This window comes from Schleiferilactobacillus perolens DSM 12744, assembly GCF_001435585.1.
GTDB classification, from domain to species: Bacteria; Bacillota; Bacilli; order Lactobacillales; family Lactobacillaceae; genus Schleiferilactobacillus; species Schleiferilactobacillus perolens.
Map to the genome: position 1 here is coordinate 229,963 of NZ_AZEC01000002.1, position 18,738 is coordinate 248,700.

Annotated in this window: 22 protein-coding genes and 1 other RNA gene; 6 read left to right on the forward strand and 17 right to left on the reverse strand. The window is 48.5% G+C overall.

Annotated features, from left to right (window positions below; all coding sequences use genetic code 11):
- Positions 1–20 precede the first annotated feature (20 nt).
- The 4 genes from FD09_RS03260 (at position 21) to FD09_RS03275 (ending at position 2,635) form a co-directional block, all read left to right on the forward strand.
- Positions 21–1,310, forward strand: coding sequence for a replication-associated recombination protein A (locus FD09_RS03260; RefSeq protein ID WP_057818278.1), 1,290 nt, complete (start codon positions 21–23; stop codon positions 1,308–1,310).
- 134 nt (positions 1,311–1,444) lie between these two features.
- A non-coding RNA gene (gene ssrS / locus FD09_RS15845) (6S RNA) lies at positions 1,445–1,638 on the forward strand.
- A 132-nt stretch (positions 1,639–1,770) separates the two neighbouring features.
- Positions 1,771–2,064 carry a hypothetical protein gene (locus FD09_RS03270; protein ID WP_157053662.1) on the forward strand — a complete coding sequence of 98 codons (294 nt, stop codon included), beginning with the start codon at positions 1,771–1,773 and terminating at the stop codon, positions 2,062–2,064.
- A gap of 61 nt (positions 2,065–2,125) precedes the next feature.
- A complete protein-coding gene (locus FD09_RS03275) occupies positions 2,126–2,635 on the forward strand; it encodes a universal stress protein (protein WP_057818283.1) in 510 nt (169 codons plus the stop codon).
- 71 nt (positions 2,636–2,706) lie between these two features.
- Here FD09_RS03275 and FD09_RS03280 read toward each other — a convergent pair whose 3' ends face one another.
- Positions 2,707–3,612, reverse strand: a complete 906-nt coding sequence (locus FD09_RS03280) for a helix-turn-helix domain-containing protein (RefSeq protein ID WP_057818285.1) — start codon at positions 3,610–3,612, stop codon at positions 2,707–2,709.
- A 142-nt stretch (positions 3,613–3,754) separates the two neighbouring features.
- Here FD09_RS03280 and FD09_RS03285 point away from each other — a divergent pair, with 142 nt between their 5' ends.
- Positions 3,755–4,630 carry a PPK2 family polyphosphate kinase gene (locus tag FD09_RS03285; RefSeq protein ID WP_057818287.1) on the forward strand — a complete coding sequence of 292 codons (876 nt, stop codon included), beginning with the start codon at positions 3,755–3,757 and terminating at the stop codon, positions 4,628–4,630.
- Here FD09_RS03285 and FD09_RS03290 read toward each other — a convergent pair.
- Complete coding sequence (locus tag FD09_RS03290) at positions 4,619–5,137, reverse strand: GNAT family N-acetyltransferase (RefSeq protein WP_057818290.1); 519 nt, start codon at positions 5,135–5,137, stop codon at positions 4,619–4,621. The genes FD09_RS03285 and FD09_RS03290 overlap by 12 nt on opposite strands.
- Positions 5,138–5,154: 17 nt before the next feature.
- Entirely contained in the window at positions 5,155–6,171 is a 1,017-nt protein-coding gene (locus FD09_RS03295; RefSeq protein WP_057818292.1) for a DUF2785 domain-containing protein, read from the reverse strand.
- 92 nt (positions 6,172–6,263) lie between these two features.
- Here FD09_RS03295 and FD09_RS03300 point away from each other — a divergent pair, with 92 nt between their 5' ends.
- On the forward strand, positions 6,264–6,905 hold the full coding sequence (locus FD09_RS03300; protein WP_057818294.1) for a hypothetical protein: 642 nt from the start codon (positions 6,264–6,266) through the stop codon (positions 6,903–6,905).
- 88 nt (positions 6,906–6,993) lie between these two features.
- On the opposite strand, the gene sufB is transcribed toward FD09_RS03300, so the two are convergent.
- From sufB to FD09_RS03370, 14 genes are all read right to left on the reverse strand, one after another.
- The gene (gene sufB, locus FD09_RS03305) at positions 6,994–8,436 is read right to left on the reverse strand and encodes a Fe-S cluster assembly protein SufB (protein ID WP_415649201.1); all 1,443 of its coding nucleotides are present in this window, start codon (positions 8,434–8,436) and stop codon (positions 6,994–6,996) included.
- Positions 8,429–8,896 (reverse strand): Fe-S cluster assembly sulfur transfer protein SufU, encoded by a 468-nt coding sequence (gene sufU / locus FD09_RS03310; RefSeq protein ID WP_057818298.1) that lies wholly within the window; start codon positions 8,894–8,896, stop codon positions 8,429–8,431. Before sufU ends, sufB begins: the two co-directional genes overlap by 8 nt.
- Positions 8,893–10,119: an aminotransferase class V-fold PLP-dependent enzyme gene (locus FD09_RS03315; protein ID WP_057818300.1), complete on the reverse strand. Its 1,227-nt coding sequence runs from the start codon at positions 10,117–10,119 to the stop codon at positions 8,893–8,895. Before FD09_RS03315 ends, sufU begins: the two co-directional genes overlap by 4 nt.
- Positions 10,088–11,308, reverse strand: coding sequence for a Fe-S cluster assembly protein SufD (sufD, locus tag FD09_RS03320; protein ID WP_057818302.1), 1,221 nt, complete (start codon positions 11,306–11,308; stop codon positions 10,088–10,090). The genes FD09_RS03315 and sufD overlap by 32 nt, the downstream gene beginning before the upstream one ends.
- The gene (gene sufC, locus FD09_RS03325; RefSeq protein ID WP_057818304.1) at positions 11,309–12,121 is read right to left on the reverse strand and encodes a Fe-S cluster assembly ATPase SufC; all 813 of its coding nucleotides are present in this window, start codon (positions 12,119–12,121) and stop codon (positions 11,309–11,311) included.
- 326 nt (positions 12,122–12,447) lie between these two features.
- Positions 12,448–13,653 (reverse strand): FtsW/RodA/SpoVE family cell cycle protein, encoded by a 1,206-nt coding sequence (locus tag FD09_RS03330; RefSeq protein WP_057818311.1) that lies wholly within the window; start codon positions 13,651–13,653, stop codon positions 12,448–12,450.
- Between the two features lie 21 nt (positions 13,654–13,674).
- Positions 13,675–13,905, reverse strand: a complete 231-nt coding sequence (locus FD09_RS03335; RefSeq protein WP_057818313.1) for a DUF2969 family protein — start codon at positions 13,903–13,905, stop codon at positions 13,675–13,677.
- Positions 13,895–14,218 carry a membrane protein insertion efficiency factor YidD gene (yidD, locus tag FD09_RS03340; RefSeq protein ID WP_057818315.1) on the reverse strand — a complete coding sequence of 108 codons (324 nt, stop codon included), beginning with the start codon at positions 14,216–14,218 and terminating at the stop codon, positions 13,895–13,897. The genes FD09_RS03335 and yidD overlap by 11 nt, the downstream gene beginning before the upstream one ends.
- Positions 14,219–14,238: 20 nt before the next feature.
- Complete coding sequence (locus tag FD09_RS03345; RefSeq protein ID WP_235812199.1) at positions 14,239–14,415, reverse strand: DNA-directed RNA polymerase subunit beta; 177 nt, start codon at positions 14,413–14,415, stop codon at positions 14,239–14,241.
- Between the two features lie 30 nt (positions 14,416–14,445).
- Entirely contained in the window at positions 14,446–15,435 is a 990-nt protein-coding gene (mreB, locus tag FD09_RS03350) for a rod shape-determining protein (RefSeq protein WP_057818319.1), read from the reverse strand.
- Between the two features lie 129 nt (positions 15,436–15,564).
- The gene (locus FD09_RS03355) at positions 15,565–15,795 is read right to left on the reverse strand and encodes a DUF1146 family protein (protein ID WP_057818322.1); all 231 of its coding nucleotides are present in this window, start codon (positions 15,793–15,795) and stop codon (positions 15,565–15,567) included.
- Between the two features lie 65 nt (positions 15,796–15,860).
- Positions 15,861–16,292, reverse strand: coding sequence for a F0F1 ATP synthase subunit epsilon (locus FD09_RS03360; protein ID WP_057818324.1), 432 nt, complete (start codon positions 16,290–16,292; stop codon positions 15,861–15,863).
- Positions 16,293–16,303: 11 nt separating this feature from the next.
- Positions 16,304–17,770 (reverse strand): F0F1 ATP synthase subunit beta, encoded by a 1,467-nt coding sequence (atpD, locus tag FD09_RS03365; protein ID WP_057818326.1) that lies wholly within the window; start codon positions 17,768–17,770, stop codon positions 16,304–16,306.
- A 23-nt stretch (positions 17,771–17,793) separates the two neighbouring features.
- Complete coding sequence (locus FD09_RS03370; RefSeq protein ID WP_057818328.1) at positions 17,794–18,732, reverse strand: F0F1 ATP synthase subunit gamma; 939 nt, start codon at positions 18,730–18,732, stop codon at positions 17,794–17,796.
- Positions 18,733–18,738: the final 6 nt, after the last annotated feature.

Genomic DNA, 18,738 nt, shown 5'->3' on the forward strand with positions numbered 1-18,738 from the left:
CCCAGAAAGGAAGTGCCGTAATGGTAGAGCCCTTGGCCTATCGGATGAGACCCACCAATCTTGATGAAGTGGTCGGTCAACAAGATCTCGTTGGTCCTGGCAAAATTATTCGCCGAATGGTTCAAGCAAAGCGGCTAAGTTCCATGATTCTCTATGGTCCCCCGGGGATCGGCAAAACTAGCATTGCCTCCGCAATTGCGGGGAGTACCAAATACCACCTGCGCATTCTCAATGCTGCCACAGATACCAAAAAGGATCTGCAAATCGTGGCCGAAGAGGGCAAGATGAGCGGCTCTGTGATTTTACTGCTTGACGAAATTCACCGACTCGATAAAACCAAACAGGATTTTCTGCTTCCACATTTAGAAAGCGGATGCATTATTTTGATTGGTGCCACCACCGAAAATCCGTATATCAATATTAGCCCTGCGATTCGGAGCCGCACTCAAATTTTTGCATTACATCCCTTGGCCGGTACCGACATTGTCCGCGCCTTAAAACGAGCGTTAACCGATAAACAGAAAGGCCTGGGCGATTATCCAGTTGCCATTCAAGATGATACATTGGCCATATTAGCGAATGGCGCTCATGGCGATTTACGCTCGGCCCTCAATACGTTAGAACTGGCGGTACTATCCACTCCCGTTGATGCACAGGACAAAAAGATTCATATCACAGAGCAAGTATTGGTTGACTCCGGCGCACGGCCGCCCATCGCTGGAGACAAGAATGGCGACGCCCATTACGACACGATTTCTGCTTTTCAAAAATCGATTCGCGGCTCGGATGTGAACGCTGCACTGCACTATTTGGCTGTCCTGGCCGCCAGCGGTGATTTACCCGCTATCATGCGCCGTTTGTTGGTAATTGCGTATGAAGACGTGGGAATGGCTAATTTGCCCGCGGCCGCGCGCACTGTCGCCGCGGTCCAGGCCGCTGATCGGCTAGGTTTGCCGGAAGGGCGTATTCCGTTGGCCGATGCGGTGATTGAGCTTTGCTTATCTCCCAAATCAAACTCTGGGATTAAAGGGATTGATGCTGCCTTGGCGGATGTAAACGCCGGTAAGGGGCAGCAAATTCCAGATACATTGCGGGACGCCCACTATCAGGGTGCCAAGGAATTAGGCCACGGAACCGATTATAAATTTCCCCACGATTACCCTGGCGATTGGGTCGCTCAGCAGTATCTGCCTGACGATATTCGCACCGCTCAATATTATGAACCAAAGGAAAACGGCAAATATGAAAGTGCCTTCGCGGTCCAATATCAACGCCTGCAAAAGGCAAATCACTACCCTGCCAAGAGTTGAATCAGCAGACATAAAATGTGATTTAATTAGGCTAATGCCCTTGACAAATCCGAGGAGAGAATGTTGTCATCATCATGTTGGAAGAGCTTCCACACTCCTTGCCAAACACCCGTGACCATGGTAGTATTAGTTATGGTCATCTTAGGTGTTCGAGTTTTCCTCTTATCAGGTTGACCGATCAAGTAACACCACATTGGGACGGCGAATTTCTTCTGTGCGTGCATGCCATTTCCCTTGGTAGCCCAGAACGGAAGAATAACTGACCCACCTGCTTAATAATAGCGGGTTCAACTGTACGGAAAAATCAACGGCACCACTAAGAGCCAGCGTGTGGCAGCAATGTCACACGTTATTTTTTTGCTCAATTAACCTTGCCGCACTCACGCCGACAATAAAAACCGCTGCGCATCTCTGGTATAATGGGGTTAGTAGCGCTTCACCGAAAGGACCGACCTTGTTTATGTTGATTACTGTGCTCATCATCGTTTTAATCGTCTTCTTGCTGCTCTGCAGTATCGTCGCCAACCAAATTGCTATTCGTTTACGCGGTGTAAGCAATGCGGTGCCAGCGACGCAGACCATTCCGCCAATCCTGCAGCATGCCACGTTTGGCTTTTTAATTCTAGCGGTCATAGGGGCAGTAATATTACGGTTTGCGCCACCTCTCGGAAACTTAGTCACGGTAGCTTTGACATTGATTTACATCATTCAGCTGGTTTTCCGCATCGCTCATTTACTGAAGCAATCGCATTAATTCCACGCAAGTGGATTGAGTACGGTATAATAGGATTGAAAGAAGAAATGAGGTGGGAAACATGTTGCAACAATACAAACGGATTTTAGTCGCCATCGATGGTTCATACGAGGCTGAATTGGCTTTCCGCAAAGCAGTGGAAGTCGCCAAGCGTAACCATGCCCATTTGTTCCTACTGCACGTCATTGATACCCGGGCATTCCAGAACGTATCAAGTTTTGATTCCGCGATGGTTGAACAAGTGACAGATACACAGAAACAAACAATGAAGGAATATGTCTCGATCGCCAAGCGGTCCGGGCTGGATGATGTGTCGTATGAAATCGAATATGGTGCTCCCAAAACATTAATTGGCCGCGACTATCCCCAAGCCCACGACATTGATTTAATCATGATCGGCGCCACCGGATTGAATGCGGTGGAACGGCTCCTCATCGGGTCCGTCACGGAATACATTACCCGGGTCGCCAATTGTGACGTCCTGGTCGTCCGGACAGACTTGGATAACAAGCCAGCATTAATTGATGATAAACATCCAGAAAGTCATATCCAACCTGAAAACGACAAATAATTAATTTTGCACGCAAAAACCGAGCCAGCTGATCATATCGTTGATCACTCGCTCGGTTTTTTTGTGTCAGGCTAACCAGGAAACTGACTTCCCTCTTCTTGATGAAAATGGTAGCAAATACTCATTTGCCATTCTTTCACTTTGGCACTGATTCGCCGTTTCATATCGTCGTGTTCTCGCAACGTGGCCAACCACAGTGCACCATCGAGATAATGGGCAGTCTCCTGTTTTTGCCCCATGGCATGTGAAATTTGAGCAAAAAGAAATAAAAATCGATCGATGATGAATAATTTGCCGTTTGCGCGTAACTTCGCCAGCCCTTCGTGGACGAGCATCGCTGCGCGTTCATAATTCCATTGAGCCAAAGCCAGCTCCCCTTCTGCCAGTAACAGTAATAAATTACTTTCCAACCCGTATGGGTGATGAAGCTGCGGTCTTTCCTCAATGCTCATCCGCGCAGAGCGAATATAGTAATCCGCCTGTGTCATTGCATTCTTCCGAAAGTGGGCGCAACCATATCCTAATTGGGCCAAAAGCCTAAAGATGTCCCACTCTCCCACCTGTTCCTCATTCACCGCTTGACCAAACAGCGAAATTGCACTGGTCAAATTATGTTGCTGAGCCAATGCGACCAATCCCGATAGGGTAAAATACTGGCGCCGGATGGTCGCCGTCATCCCTGCACCCGTACGAATCGTGGAAAGAATTTGGGCGCACCCGTCGACATCCTCTTGCATGAACAAAATCAATGCATCTTGCAAGCGTTGGGGAGTTAATACCGTGGACTGACAAATTACCTCTTGGGGTTGTATATTCAACCGCAGACACACCGCATAAAGAATATCCATTGAAACACATTGATCATGCTTCTCCAGCAGACTGATTGTTCCTTGCGTACAAATGCCCGCGGCCAAATTGGCTTGTGACAGATGTTTACGCAAACGGGCACTGCGAATTATCGCCCCTTTAATTTCCATTATTCAATACCTCTCTGTATCCCGCGCCCCTATTCGTTCAATTATACGCAACTGTTTCACGCCGAGGCAAGCTTAAAAACGCACATTTTTTGAAAACATTGGTACAATGATCGGTAGATACACGTAGAAAGTAGTGAAAATAATGGAGCTTAAACAATATCGATATACAGGTGCTAACCATTTCAAAATTGCCGATTGGTCGACCACCCCACCCACTGAATTTCAGGGTAAAAAAGACGATATCAAAAAGAGCATCGCCCAAGAAGTGAAAAAACTAGCCGATGCTCAGGATAAGCTGTATGCCCAAAATCGTTATAGCGTCTTGATTCTGTTCCAAGCTATGGATGCCGCTGGGAAAGACGGGATGATCAAACATGTCATGACCGGACTCAATCCCCAGGGGATCCATGTCACCCCCTTCAAAGTCCCTACCAGCCTGGAGTTGGCCCATGACTATTTATGGCGCGAACGCAATGCCTTCCCCAAGAGCGGCGAAATTGCAATTTTCAATCGTTCGTATTACGAGGAAGTGCTGGTGGATAAAGTCCATCCAGAAAATATTCTGAATGAGCACATTCCCGGCATCGATGGTGTGGATGATATCACCGCCGACTTTTGGTATCACCGTTATGAAGATCTTCAATACCTAGAAACTTTCGCTCAGCGTAATGGCACAATTGTATTGAAGTTCTTCCTCCACTTATCGAAAGAAGAACAACGCCGACGTTTCCTGTCCCGAATTGAAGTCCCCGAAAAAAACTGGAAGTTCTCTGCCGCCGATATTCGGGAACGCCGCTTCTGGGATGATTATCAAGAGGCCTATCAAGACGCTATTGACCACACTGCCACGAATATCACCCCATGGTACGTGATTCCTGCAGACGATAAGTGGTATGCGCGCTGGATCGTGTCGCAGATCATCAATGCCCGGATGGCTGAATTGCCGTTGCACTTTCCCACTGTGACCAAAGAACAAAAACTGGCGTTAGCGTCTGCGATGGATCAGTTAAAGCAGTAATTCAAAAGCGTCCCGAGCCGTGCCATCATCCAACATGTATACCGTTCCGGTATGTTGAAATGAAAAATGGCCCAGTAAATGATGCATCGGCAAATTGACCGCATGGGTATCAATACGCACGGACGGCAGGTGACTTTTTCTAGTCTCTGCAATCAATTGGGCCATGAAGTCGCTGCCGATACCATGATGCAAATGAGTCGCCGAAACTACGAACCGGTGGATGGTCGCATAAGCATTGCCCTGAGTGAGCCACTGCCCATCAATCTGGGCGTAATTGGGATCGGGCTCAGTGACTAACGCCGCATAACCCACCACCGTCCCATCTGTGAGAGTTGCCACCCGTCCTTCACCGGTATGTAAGTCATTTTCAAAATCCGCAATGCCTGGATATTCTTCTTGCCATTGCGGTATTTTTTCATCATGCAATCGTTGCCGGGCACTTTGCCACAGCGCGTTGACGGCTGATTCATCAGTCGGTTGAGCTAATCTTACTTGTATTGTCATCATTCACCGCCATCCAAGTGTTAGTAATTATTTGTCACATCATTCAGAAACTGATTAATGCTATCTGGAAAATCACCGCGTAAAATCATCGCTTCCAACAAGCGGTTACGATTGTACCAACGATTCCAAAATGTCACGCTGTCTCGTGGGCGAATACTCATCAATCGGCCCTGCCACTGTTTCAGCAGCAATAACAAATAGTCGGCATAAAAAGTCTCTTTATTCACCAAATTACTCAGTGAAAAGGCAAGCCGCTGGTCTTCCCCATAGACAAGCGGGTCGCGGACCTGTTGATAACCCAACACAATGGCAGTCATCAAAAATATTTTATCCGCACGGGTCAAATTTCGCTCAATTAATTCATCGAAAACATTGCCCACATGAATCCAAGCGTGACCCCAACCCTTATTCTCAATAAACCCGCGGCCATCCTCTTCAAGTAATGCATAAGTCGCCAAGCGGTGCAAGAGGACGAGAATCTCACCTTCAGTTAACGTGTGATAAAAATTACGATCGGCAAACAACAATGTGCCCATCACCAGCACTGCAAAGCTGCGCCGAAAAAGAGCGTCTGACTCTGGTTCAAGGATGTGGGGAAACAGGTATTCTGGCGAGGAGGTGACTGCCACAGCATAATGAAATTGATCATCATTCAACACGCCAGTCCTTAAAATGTCATTAAATACATAGAACGAGCCATGATCCCGCATCCGCGGATCGGGATTGCCGAGCTGATCTAACAGAAAGTCCAACTCTTTGTCATCTAAATCTTGGGGAACTTCTTTATCGGCGTCTTTTTCATCCGCATTTTTCAGCTCTTGTACGCGGTCGCGATATTTCTTAGCGAGGGCCGCCATCTGCGCTAGATTCGCTGCCGTGCTCTCTGGCGCCTTGTAAGCTGTTCGTCTCTTTTTTCGGTCCAGATTAGTCCGGGCAGCGATTATTAACTCAGGCATATTCTTGTAAATATCACCTTCATTGAATTGCAGCCGGATTTGATCCAACCGGTCGTAAAATGCATTAATTTCGTTATTCATCAGATTTTCCTTTCATCGTTAATGGTCCAAAACCGCTGGTAGTCGCGTATCGATGCAACGCGGTATACTGGAATGAGGAAGGTGGTGGTCAAATGTCAACGGAAACCCAGTATTGGTTAACGATGTTGGCGCAATTATGGCACGTCTATGAACGTGATCGTCAATTGGCCATCCATCGCCGACTGATTGCTGATCATTATCGGACGGATATGCTAGCCCGCGTTGGCCGAGAATACCGCCGTCCTTTCCTGACTGCCGCCGCCGCTGGCACCGTCGTAGCCGTTGGACTTAGTATCGTGGCAATCGTTGGCGATGCCGCCTGGGTTTGGTCCCTGGTCATTGGCTTACTCATCATCGCTGGTGTCATCAGCTTTTGGGGCATTTATCAAAGTCACCGGATGGCCTTGTTGCGTAGTCCGCGTTACCGGAAAAAGATTCATCGCCTCAAACACACTGTGCATTTTTCCCGTCTCGCAAAAACAGATTGGAAAATTCATCAAGAGCAACAACATCTGTTTCAACAACCAAATATTGTCAATGGCTTGAATGCTTTACCGCCTGCCCTGCGCAACCAGCGTGCGGTCAGTATACTCTATGCGTTATTGTATACGGGCCAAGCAGCCTCCATGGCGATTGCGGTGGCGCAATATCAGCGCGGCGATTCGGTCCGGGGAATGACACCTACAGATATTCGAGAGTTATTATACCAAACAAAGGCTGCCGATGAATCCTAATACCACATCCCCGATACACAAAGATGGTTCCATTGCTTCCCCGAAGAAGTGGTGGAACCATCTTTTTTACTGGTCTCAGCGAACTGACTTAACCGACTGAACCGACCATTTCATAACCAATCAGACGATTCAATTCCACTGCATATTCCATTGGTAATTCTTTGGTAAAGGGTTCTACGAAACCCATGATGATCATTTCGGTCGCCTTAGCCTCAGTAATTCCCCGGCTCATCAAGTAATACAATTGCGCTTCTGAAATCTTGGAGACTTTGGCCTCATGTTCCATCGATACATTGCCATTCAAAATGGTGTTGTATGGAATCGTGTCAGAACTGGACTTCTCATCCATGATAATGGTGTCGCACTCCACATGGGCAAACGAGCCATCACTATCCCGATCAAACCGCACAGTCCCCCGATAATCCACTGCTCCGCCATCTTTAGCAATCGACTTAGATACGATCGAACTAGAAGTATTCTTGGCATGGTGAATCATCCGGGCCCCATTATCTTGATCAACGCCAGCACCGGCCACAGCAATACTGAGCATTGTGCCGCGGGCACCCTCGCCGTCCAAATACACCGACGGGTACTTCATGGTGATTTTGCTGCCTAAATTACCATCTACCCATTCCATTGTGGCATTCTTCATGGCTTGCGCACGCTTTGTTTCCAGACTATACACATTCTTTGACCAGTTTTGAATCGTCGTATAGCGGCAATAAGCATCGTCATTCACAAAAACTTCGACCACTGCTGCATGCAGACTATCGGAAGAGTAGTTCGGCGCTGTACACCCCTCCACATAGTTAACACTAGCCCCTGGTTCAACGATGATCAGTGTCCGTTCAAATTGACCAGAATTTTCTGCGTTGATCCGGAAATAAGACTGAATGGGAATATCCGTCTTAACACCCGCCGGGACATAAATGAAACTACCGCCTGACCAGACTGCTGAATTCAACGCCGCAAATTTGTTGTCTGTGGGTTTAACCAGTTTCGCAAAATATTTCTTAAACAGCTCTGGATATTCCTGCAACGCCGAGTCCGTATCCATAAAAACGATTCCTAATTTTTCGAACTCTTTTTTCATATTGTGGTACACCATTTCGGACTCATACTGGGCAGCAGAACCGGCCAGATAGCGTCGTTCGGCTTCTGGTACCCCCAATTTTTCGAAGGTATTCTTAATGGTGTCCGGCACATCATCCCAATTCCGGTACTTCTTGTCCGTCGCCTTTTGAAAATACAGCATATCGTCAAGATCTAATTTGGAGAGATCGGGACCAAAATCAGGCATGGGCATCCGCCGATAAATTTTATATGCCTTCAACCGAAAATCGAGCATCCATTGCGGCTCTTTTTTTTCACGACTGATAGTCCTTACAATTTCTTCAGTTAGTCCCCGGCCAGTGGAAAAGACCGGCTTCACATCGTCGGAAAAGCCATAATCATAGTCCTCATCCAATGTCGGGACGGTATTGAGCAGCTCTTCATTGTTCTTAGTGTTTTTGGTCTTTGCATCAGTCAATGGCATTATCCTCCTTTGGGAAACCTGGTAAGGCCTGATCTAACGCCTTCCAGGCCAATGTCGCACACTTGATCCGGGCCGGAAAAGCACGGACGCCTGCGAGTAACGCGGCGTCTCCTAACACTTGATCCATTTCCTTGGTCGTTTTATCCCCCGTAATCATTTGCGAAAAAAGATACACCGCATCCCGCGCTTGATCGATTGTTTTACCCTGGACCACATCGGTCATCATACTGGCACTCGCCTGAGAAATTGTACAGCCGCTGCCGTTAAACGCAATGTCCTGAATATGAGTACCGTCTTCCCCCAACCTCACCTGCACGGTGATCACATCGCCACAGGTTGGATTCTCCAGTTGCTGTTCATGGCTGCCATCACTCAAGGTGCCATGGTGATGGGGATGCTGGGAATGGTCAAGAATCACTTGACGGTACAACATACGTAATTGATCCTCATTCATACCTGAAAGAACTCCTTTGTTTCATTCAAAGCGGCCACTAACCGATCCACATCTTTTTCCCCATTATACAAGTAAAAGCTGGCGCGCGCTGTGGCGACGACTCCGAGTCGACTCATCAGTGGTTGCGCACAGTGATGCCCCGCCCGCACGGCTACCTGTTGGGTGTCCAGTACCGTGGCCAAGTCATGGGGATGGACGCCTTGCAACGTGAAAGCGATGACGCCTCCTCGTTGCTGAGCGTCAGCGGGACCATATATTGTTAATCCCTCTACCTGTTTTAATTGCGTCAACGCATATTGCGTCAGGGCTTCCTCGTGTGCCCGAATTTCAGCCATGCCGATTCCCTGCAAATACTTAATTGCAGCAGCCAAGCCGATCGCCCCGGCAATATTCGGTGTGCCGCCTTCAAAACGCCAGGGAATATCGGCCCAGGTGGTGTGATATTTCTCGACCTTGCTGATCATTTCGCCACCGAATTCGATGGGTTCCATTTCTGCTAGCAAAGACATCTTCCCGTACAAAACCCCGATGCCGGTTGGTCCTAACATCTTGTGCCCAGAGAAAGCAAAGAAATCCGCATCGAGCGCCTGCACATCCACTGGCATATGCGCTGTGCTTTGCGCGCCATCCACGACTAGAATAGCGCCAACAGCATGAGTCAATTGACCAATCTGACGAATCGGATTGATCGTACCGAGGACATTGGAAACCTGGGTGACGGCGACGATTTTAGTCTTCGCGGACAGCATGGCCTTAAACTGGTCAAGATCAAGCACACCACTATCATCAATATCGACATAGCGCAGAGTCGCACCCGTCCGTAATGCCAGCTGCTGCCAGGGAACCAGGTTGCTGTGATGCTCCATGATGGTAATGATGATTTCATCACCTGCTTGAAGGTGGGTGCCACCATAACTCTGGGCGACCCAATTCAAGCCCTCCGTCGTGCCACGGGTAAAGATAATATTTTCGGGACGCGGGGCATTGATAAACTCAGCCACTGTTTTACGGGCTCCTTCGTACGCTTCGGTGGCTTGTTCAGCCAACGTATACACGCCCCGATGGACATTTGCATTTTGCTTCGTGTAATAATGGATCAAGGCATCAATAACTGCTTGGGGTTTTTGAGAAGTCGCTGCCGAATCCAAATAAACAGCATCTGGGGCGGATGGTCCTTGCCACATTGGAAAATCATTCTTGTGCATGGGCAACAGCTTGGCCATGAATAAGCTTCCTTTCAATTGTATCAATCAGGTCTTTTTGGACTGCTGGCAAAGGAATGGCCGTTAAAACTGCTCCTAAAAATCCGCGAATGACTAATCGCTGGGCCAAATCCCGGGAGAGACCACGACTCATCAGATAATACATTTGCGATTCATCTACGCGGCCGACAGAAGCCGCATGACCCGCCTTCACGTCATTTTCATCAATCAGCAAAATTGGATTGGCATCACCGTGAGCCGTCCGCGATAACATTAAAACACGATTTTCTTGTTGGGCATCTGCACCACGCGCACCTTTGACAATGTGCCCGATACCGTTGAAAACTAACGTGGCGTTCTCTAAAATGACGCCATGCTGCAAAATATTGGCAGTGGTTTGTCGTCCGATGTTAGTGATTCGCGTGTTCATACCTTGAATTTGCTTGCCACTGGCCAACGCCACCATTTTGACATCCGCTTCTGCACCGGTCCCAACCAAGTCAGTACTAGTGTCCACCAAGACATTGCCATCATTTAGGACGCCACCAGTCCAATTCAGCACACCATCTTGCGCCACAGTCGCTTGCCGACGAATAAAGGCTGTGATGTTGTCATCAAAAGCATCCACATTGGCATAATTGACCCGGCTGCCAGCGCCAACGACCAATTCAGTCACCACTGAATCGCCACTTTTTGCTCCTACTTCACCAGTGTATCGATCGACGATGGTCACTTGAGCATCTTCACCAACCACCACCAACACATGATGATGAGCGGTGCGTCCAGCGAGTAACTCAGTATTCAAGACAATGGGGTCCGCTTGGTGAAAATGATCAGGCACATGAATCAACAGACCACTGTTGATTTGGGCGACATGAAATGCAGTTAACCGGTCTTTGACCGTCGCCTCTTGAAATAAATATTGAGTAGCCCATGGCATCTGATCAATGGCTGCATCTAACAATGGCGTAATCAATAAACCGTCCTTTTGGTCAGGCAACCCATCTGGATAGCGGATGCCGGCATCGGCAGCTGGGGCCCCGAATAACGGCCAGGCATGAAACTGAACCTTGGGAAAATCTGGCCAAGGCGCGGTTCCATAAATTTTCGCTGCCGCAAGCCGTTGAGCCGTTAGCCACGCACTATGATCCCGGGGACCGAATTGATCCTGGATGGCTTGTTTCGCGAGTGTTTTCGGTCCGAATGCCATTTAGTGGGCCTCCTTTTTGTCCGCCGCTGGTTCGTCAGTCAAAGGCACATCCAATCCCAGATCATCCCGCAAACCCACGTAACCTTCCTTTTCCAATGTCTTGGCCAAATCGGCATTGCCGGATTTCACAATTCGGCCGTCCATCATGACATGGACCACATCTGGCACAATATAATTGAGCAGGCGCTGGTAATGGGTGATGATCAATGCCCCGAAATTATCGCCGCGCATGGCATTGACCCCCTTGGACACGACTTTCAAAGCGTCGATATCCAAGCCGGAATCAATTTCATCCAAAATGGCAAAGGGTGGTTCAATCATCAATAGTTGCAAGATCTCGTTGCGCTTCTTTTCACCACCCGAAAAGCCTTGATTCAAATAACGCTCAGCCATTTCCTCGGACATGTCTAAAATAGCCATCTTGTCATCCAACTTTTGAATAAACTCGCGCACGCCAATTTGGTGATCGTCATCACGCCGAGCGTTGATGGCTGCCCGCATAAATTCAGCATTGGTGACACCCGCAATTTCGGCCGGATATTGCATGGCTAAGAAAAGACCATGGCGGGCCCGTTTATCCACTGGCCAATCCAAGATACTCTCTCCATTCAGCAAGATGTCGCCTTGGGTGACATGGTACTTGGGATTGCCCATGATCGTTTCTGATAGTGTGGATTTACCCGTGCCATTGGGACCCATGATGGCGTGAATTTCGCCGGTATGCATAGTGAGATTAAGCCCTTTCAGGATCACTTGGTGCCCATCTTCATCGTCCACGGCCACATGTAAATCTTTCACTTCTAACGTATCCATTCTTATCCGTCCTCTCGTGTCATAGTGCTCAATCAAATTGTACAGCAAATAGTTGGTGAATGCAGAGGGCGGAGCCGACCGGTTGGGGGCGTAGGCAGAAGGCAGGGCAGGCAGAAAACTCGCCCTTAGGTTTTATGTCTGCCCTGCCTTCTGCCCTAGCCCCTGGTCGGCGGAGCCCGTTTATGTCGGTGCTCTAGCTTCTGCTCGGCTTTGCCCGTTTCAGGGAGCTGAGCGGGGACCAACATAAACGGGTTGCGCGCCCCAGCTCCGCCCTCTGGCAAAAAACCAGCCGCTACCTGTTCTTCAGGACGACTGGTCGATTATACTTAAAAGTCCTCTTCTTCGCCGCCAAACATGTAACTGGTGTAATGATAACGCATCGACATAATGAAGCCGATACACATCATATTCCCCAGCAATGACGATCCGCCCTGCGAGATGAACGGTAAAGGAATCCCGGTTAGCGGTAAGAGACCGATGCTCATCCCAATGTTTTCAAAAACATGGAATACGATCATCATGATGACGCCCGTAGATACATAGGCATAGAATTCGTTTTTGGTATCAAAAGTGACCTGAATCATTTGATAAATCAGCAGGAAATACAACAAGATCACCGTACAACTGCCAACGAAACCAAAGTTTTCACCAATGACGGAAAAGATCATGTCGGATTCACGCACAGGGACATATACCTGCGAGTTATCGAATCCACGGCCCGTCATTTGGCCTGAACCAATTGCTTTCATCGACTGCCATAACTGATAACTGGTTGACGAGGTATCCCCCGACGGATTTAGCCAAGCATCAATTCGGTTAAATTGATACTGCTTGAAACCAATGTGGGTTAAGATTTCCCGGCCCCAATCTTGGGTGACCAGCAAAACAGCCGTACCGCCCGCCAATACAATGAGAGTGATTAGCGGGACCAATATCTTCCAGGTAATGCCCGACACCAACATGACACCACCGACAATGGCGAAGAAAACAATCATCGTCCCAAAATCATTCTGCAATTTAAGCAAAACAGCCACTGGGAGCAATGTTAACATCATTTTACCGATCAACAGTAAATCCGTGGGAATCGTGTGGGTCGCGAATTTCTCGTTGTGCCGGGAAACAACCATTGCCAACATCAAGATAAAGGCCGGTTTCATGATTTCAGAAGGCTGAAAAGTGATCGATCCAATCGCAAACCAGCTTTTGGCCCCTGTGTTGGCAGCGTAACTCTTCGAATAAAACCGCAACACCAGGACTAGCAGCAGCAATCCCCCGGCATAGGCGTAAGGTGCAATCTTCCAAAGCTGTTCGGAATCGAATTGCATAATCACCGCAATGGCCACAGCGCCGATCACATACCAAAGAACTTGGACACCGACTGTTCGCAAGACGCTGCCGCCGCCATTTGAATCGTGGGTAGTCGCGACATAGATCGACAGCAACCCCACAATCGCTAACATCATGACGGAGAAAATCACCCCGTAATCAATGCGGTCCCCTTCAGATTTATTCTTGCGATGAAGTGTTTGCATGCAATCCTTCCTTATTCATTATTACGCGTTGTGATGATGTAAATTGTATTCAGCGATCAACGCCTCAACTGCATCATCCGCATTTTTATACTTACCACCGACAAGTGTCGAACCGGTTCTTGCCAGATAATAATCGCCTTCTTGAGAAACTGTTCCCAATACGCCTTGCGCACTGGTGAGTCGCCATGTATTCGGCGTATCCGGGATGTCTTCTAGAGAAAGCGCAATGTTTTGTTTTTTCTTACTTGTCATGGGTACCTCCAGTATTTTCCGCAAATTTTTCAGGATGGAAGCGGCGAGCGATGATCTCATCCTCGTATCGTTCGGGATGGGGATTGCGACGTAACGAAAAATGGTCTGGCACCGGATCAAAGCCGCCCTTCACGAATGGATTACACCGCAGTATGCGGGCCAAGCCCATCAAAAAACCACGCACTGCCCCAAACTTTTGAACAGCCTGCAACATATAGTTTGAACAGGTTGGATAATAACGACAGCTGGGCGGCGTGAGCGGTGAGATAAATCGTTGGTAAAAACGGACAAAGCCGAGTAACAAACGACGCACGATTCATTCCCCCCGACTAATTAATGCCAAAATGAAAAGACGTGCTGCCATGTGGCCGGATCAAAGAAACGGAAAGGGTTTTGGCCACCTAAAGCCATCCCCGCCATTCCGCCGATCAGCAGCGCCAAAAACGCTGCGATGAGCACGATCAACACATGCTTCAATACTTTTCGGGCATGATGACTATCTGTTTTCAACAGCATCACTTCCTGCTTTCATCGTCACCATTAACGTTTCTTTTTACCGACAATGTGGTCCAGCAAAATGCCTGTGCCCAGTGCCACTGAATCCAACGGATCATCAGCAATCACCACAGGTAAGTCCAATGCGTCGGCAAAGAGATGGTCAATATTCTTAAGTAGGGCACCGCCACCAGTCAGCATCACTCCGCGGTCAATAATATCCGCCGAGAGTTCTGGCGGCGTCTGGTTCAATACCTCTTTGGTCGCCGCAATCACTTCACTCAGTGTGGGGGCAATGGCGTCAGTAATCTCAGTGGCATTGACCGATACTTCTCGCGGCAAGCCGGTCATCAGATCTCGACCACGAACCTCAATACTATCATCGGCTGGTGGTTCAAAAGCATAGCCGATTTCTTTCTTTAATGTTTCAGCGGTATGTTCACCAATTAATAAGTTGTGCTGCTTCTTAATGTGATTGACGATATCCTGGTCCAAACGATCGCCTGCGCGTCGTAATGACCGAGAAGTGACTACATCACCCATGGACAGTACCGCAATATCGCTGGTCCCACCACCGATATCCACCACCATGTTACCTTGCGGCTTAAAGATATCCATACCTGCACCGACAGCCGCCACTTTCGGTTCAAGTTCCAAATAAACCTTGCCGCCGCCAGTTTTTTCAGCAGCCTCAATAATTGCTTTGCGCTCAATATCTGTCGTATTGGTGGGCGCACAGATCATGATGACTGGCTTCGACATGAAGCCCTTCACATTCAATTTATTGATGAAATACGCGAGCATTGCTTCTGTCACGTTAAAATCAGCGATTACGCCGTCTTTCAACGGCCGAATTGCACGAATGTTGCCTGGTGTCCGGCCTACCATTTGATAGGCCTCTGTTCCGACTGCCAAGACTTTCCCAGTTTGGGTATCGATGGCCACAACGGAAGGCTCGTTCAAAACGATCCCCTTGCCCTTTACGTTAATTAAAACATTTGCGGTACCCAAATCGATTCCGATGTCCTTTGCCAAAATGTTGACTCCTCTCGCAGAAATGCTTGCATTATTATAGCATAAAAATCCCCGCCATTGCGCCGCCGACACCCTGGAGTGTCTTGTCGCCCATGACGGTGCGGCATTGGACCGGCGTTAATACCAATACTAAAGATTACTAAAAATAGTCGAAAATTGGTCAATAATGTCCAGCACAAACGAACTGACCCCGAATCCAATCGCACAAGCTAACAGAATTAAGAAAATACGGGCAGGTCCTGTCTTATCACGCTGCAAAATCATGTCGAAACGTAATGCAATAAATGAACGAAATGTTAAGAGGATAAAAAACAAGTGCGATGCAATCCGTAAACCGGCTTGGATTTTGAATTGATTCATAAAGTTCTCCTTTGTATATACAAAAAGTCAGCGCATTACACGCTGACTTTAGCATACCATACTCTTTATTTTTGTTTGACTTGAATTCGATTCACAGCCCGCTGCAACGCGACGGAAGCACGTTTCACCTGATCGGTGTCATGCTTCGCGTTGGCAGCCGCAATCGCTTTCTCGGCCCGTTCCTTGGCGCGCTGCGCTCGGCTCAAATCAATATTGCGCTGTCGTTCTGCCGAATCAGCCACAATACTCGCCACGTTGTTGGAAAATTCCATGAAGCCGCCGTTCACTGCAATATGGTTCTCATGGGTCGGGCCATCAATTCGTTCCACCCGGACCTCCGCTATTTTCAACGGGGCAATGATGGGTTCATGATTGGCCATAATTCCCAATTCACCGTCAATCGCATTAACGACGAGCAGACGGGCGTGGTGGTCATACACGACACCATCGGGTGTCACGATGCGCACCGTGATGATGTGGTCATTATCTTCCGCCACTTAAATCCCCCCTACTGTGCTGCTTGTGCAGTCGCTTTGTTCGAGGAATCAGCGGTATTTGCCGAGGTGTCCTTCGGCGAGAAGCCTAATTGTTTAGCCTTCTTCACCACATCTTCGATTGGTCCGACTGAGCGAAAAGCTTCTTCCGGATAGTCGTCATATTCGCCATCCAAGATGGCCTTAAAGCCAGCGACTGTATCCTTGACAGGAACATATGAGCCAGGCTGACCAGTAAACTGTTCAGCCACGAAGAAGTTCTGGGACAGGAAGAACTGAATCTTCCGCGCCCGGGATACAATGAGCTTTTCATCATCGGACAGTTCATCCATCCCGAGGATCGAGATGATATCCTGTAATTCCCGGTAACGTTGCAGCACATGCTGGACCTGGGTAGCCACTTCATAGTGGTCTTGACCCACGATCTCTGGATCCAAAGCAGAAGATGAGGACTCCAGCGGATCAACTGCTGGATAAATCCCTTGTTCAGTCAACCGTCGTTCCAAGTTAGTCGTCGCGTCCAAATGGGCAAACGCAGTGGCAGGCGCCGGGTCGGTATAGTCATCGGCCGGCACGTAAATGGCTTGAATCGATGTGACTGAACCCTTTTTAGTGGATACGATCCGTTCCTGCAACTGGCCCATTTCTGTCGCCAATGTGGGTTGATAACCTACAGCAGACGGCATTCGACCCAGCAATGCAGAAACTTCGGAACCAGCCTGGGTAAATCGGAAAATGTTGTCGATGAACAACAACACATCCTGCCCGGCGACATCCCGGAAGTATTCAGCCAGAGTCAAACCAGTCAACGCCACCCGCATCCGGGCACCAGGCGGTTCATTCATCTGACCAAAGACCAGTGCGGTTTTTTCAAGCACCCCGGAACCCTTCATTTCAAAATAAAGGTCGTTCCCTTCCCGGGTCCGTTCACCAACCCCGGTAAAGACGGAGATGCCCCCGTGTTCTTCGGCAATGTTATGAATTAATTCTTGAATTAATACAGTTTTACCAACACCGGCACCGCCGAACAAACCAACTTTCCCACCTCGTAAATACGGAGCCAGCAAGTCAATGACTTTAATGCCAGTTTCCAACACTTCCGAAGTCGTACTAATATCGGCGTACTTAGGCGGCTCACGGTGAATGGGGTCGCGTCTGAAGTCGGCTGGGAATTCTGGGCCACCGTCGATTGGTTGCCCTAAAACGTTAAATACCCGTCCTAAAGTTTCCTTACCCACAGGGACAGAGATGGGACCGCCAGTATCTTTGACGGTCATCCCGCGCTGCAAACCATCGGTGGATTCCATCGAGATGGTCCGCATAACGCCGTCACCGAGCTCCAGAGCGACTTCCAAGACAACGGTTTGTTGGTTATTGTTTTTCACTTCCAGCGCATTGTTAATATCCGGCAATGAGCCGTCAAGTGGAAAAGTCACATCGACAACAGGACCGATGACTTGGACGATTGTACCTTCACTCATTCAATTGTCTCCTCCCATCTTGATTATTCCAACGCAGCGGCACCACCGACAATTTCGGTGATTTCCGTTGTGATTTGAGCCTGCCGAGCGCGGTTCAATTGCGTCGTCAGCGTACTGATCATGTCGTCTGCATTATCTGATGCCGACTTCATCGCCGTCATTGCAGAGGCATGTTCAGCCGTCTTGGCATCCAGAATCGCACCGAAGATCAGGCTTTCAGCAAATTGCGGTAAAATCGCACTCAACACAACAGACAATGACGGGTCAGTGTCATACTCCGTTGTCACGGGTGCTTCAGTGTCATCCTCTTCCGCTTCAATGTCATTAATCGGCAGCATTTTTTCAACCCGGAACGCGCTGCTCAATGAATTGATATGATGGTTGTAGCACACATACAATTCATCGAACACGCCGTTGTCATACATGGTGACAGCAGTTGAAAGAATTTCCCGAATTTCATCGAAGGTAGGGATATCACTGATACCGCGATATTCATAAATCAAATTCATGTTGTTTGTCTTAAAGAAGTCGGCACCCGTTCCGCCAATCGCCATAATCGCGTAATCTGGACCAGATGGGTCATGATCCCGGTGAATCATATCCAGCATGGCTTTGAGGATGGTGTTATTGTAACCACCGACCAAACCACGATCCGATGTGATGACCAGGTAACCAGTCTTCTTGACCGGCCGCTGAATCATTAAATCACTGAGGCTAATGCCCAGCTCATCCGTCAATGGATTCGAACTACTACCTACTTCATTCGCTTTTGCCAGCAATTGAGCGCTGGCCAAATGTGTCACAATAGAACGAATCTTATCCGCATAAACCTGATAATCAGTGGAACGCTGTTGAATTCGATTCAACTTGGAACCAGAGACCATCTGCATTGCTTTGGTGATTTGCCGAGTACTCTTGGTTGAGGCAATGCGCCGTTTAATGTCAATTAAGGAATCAGCCATGTTGCC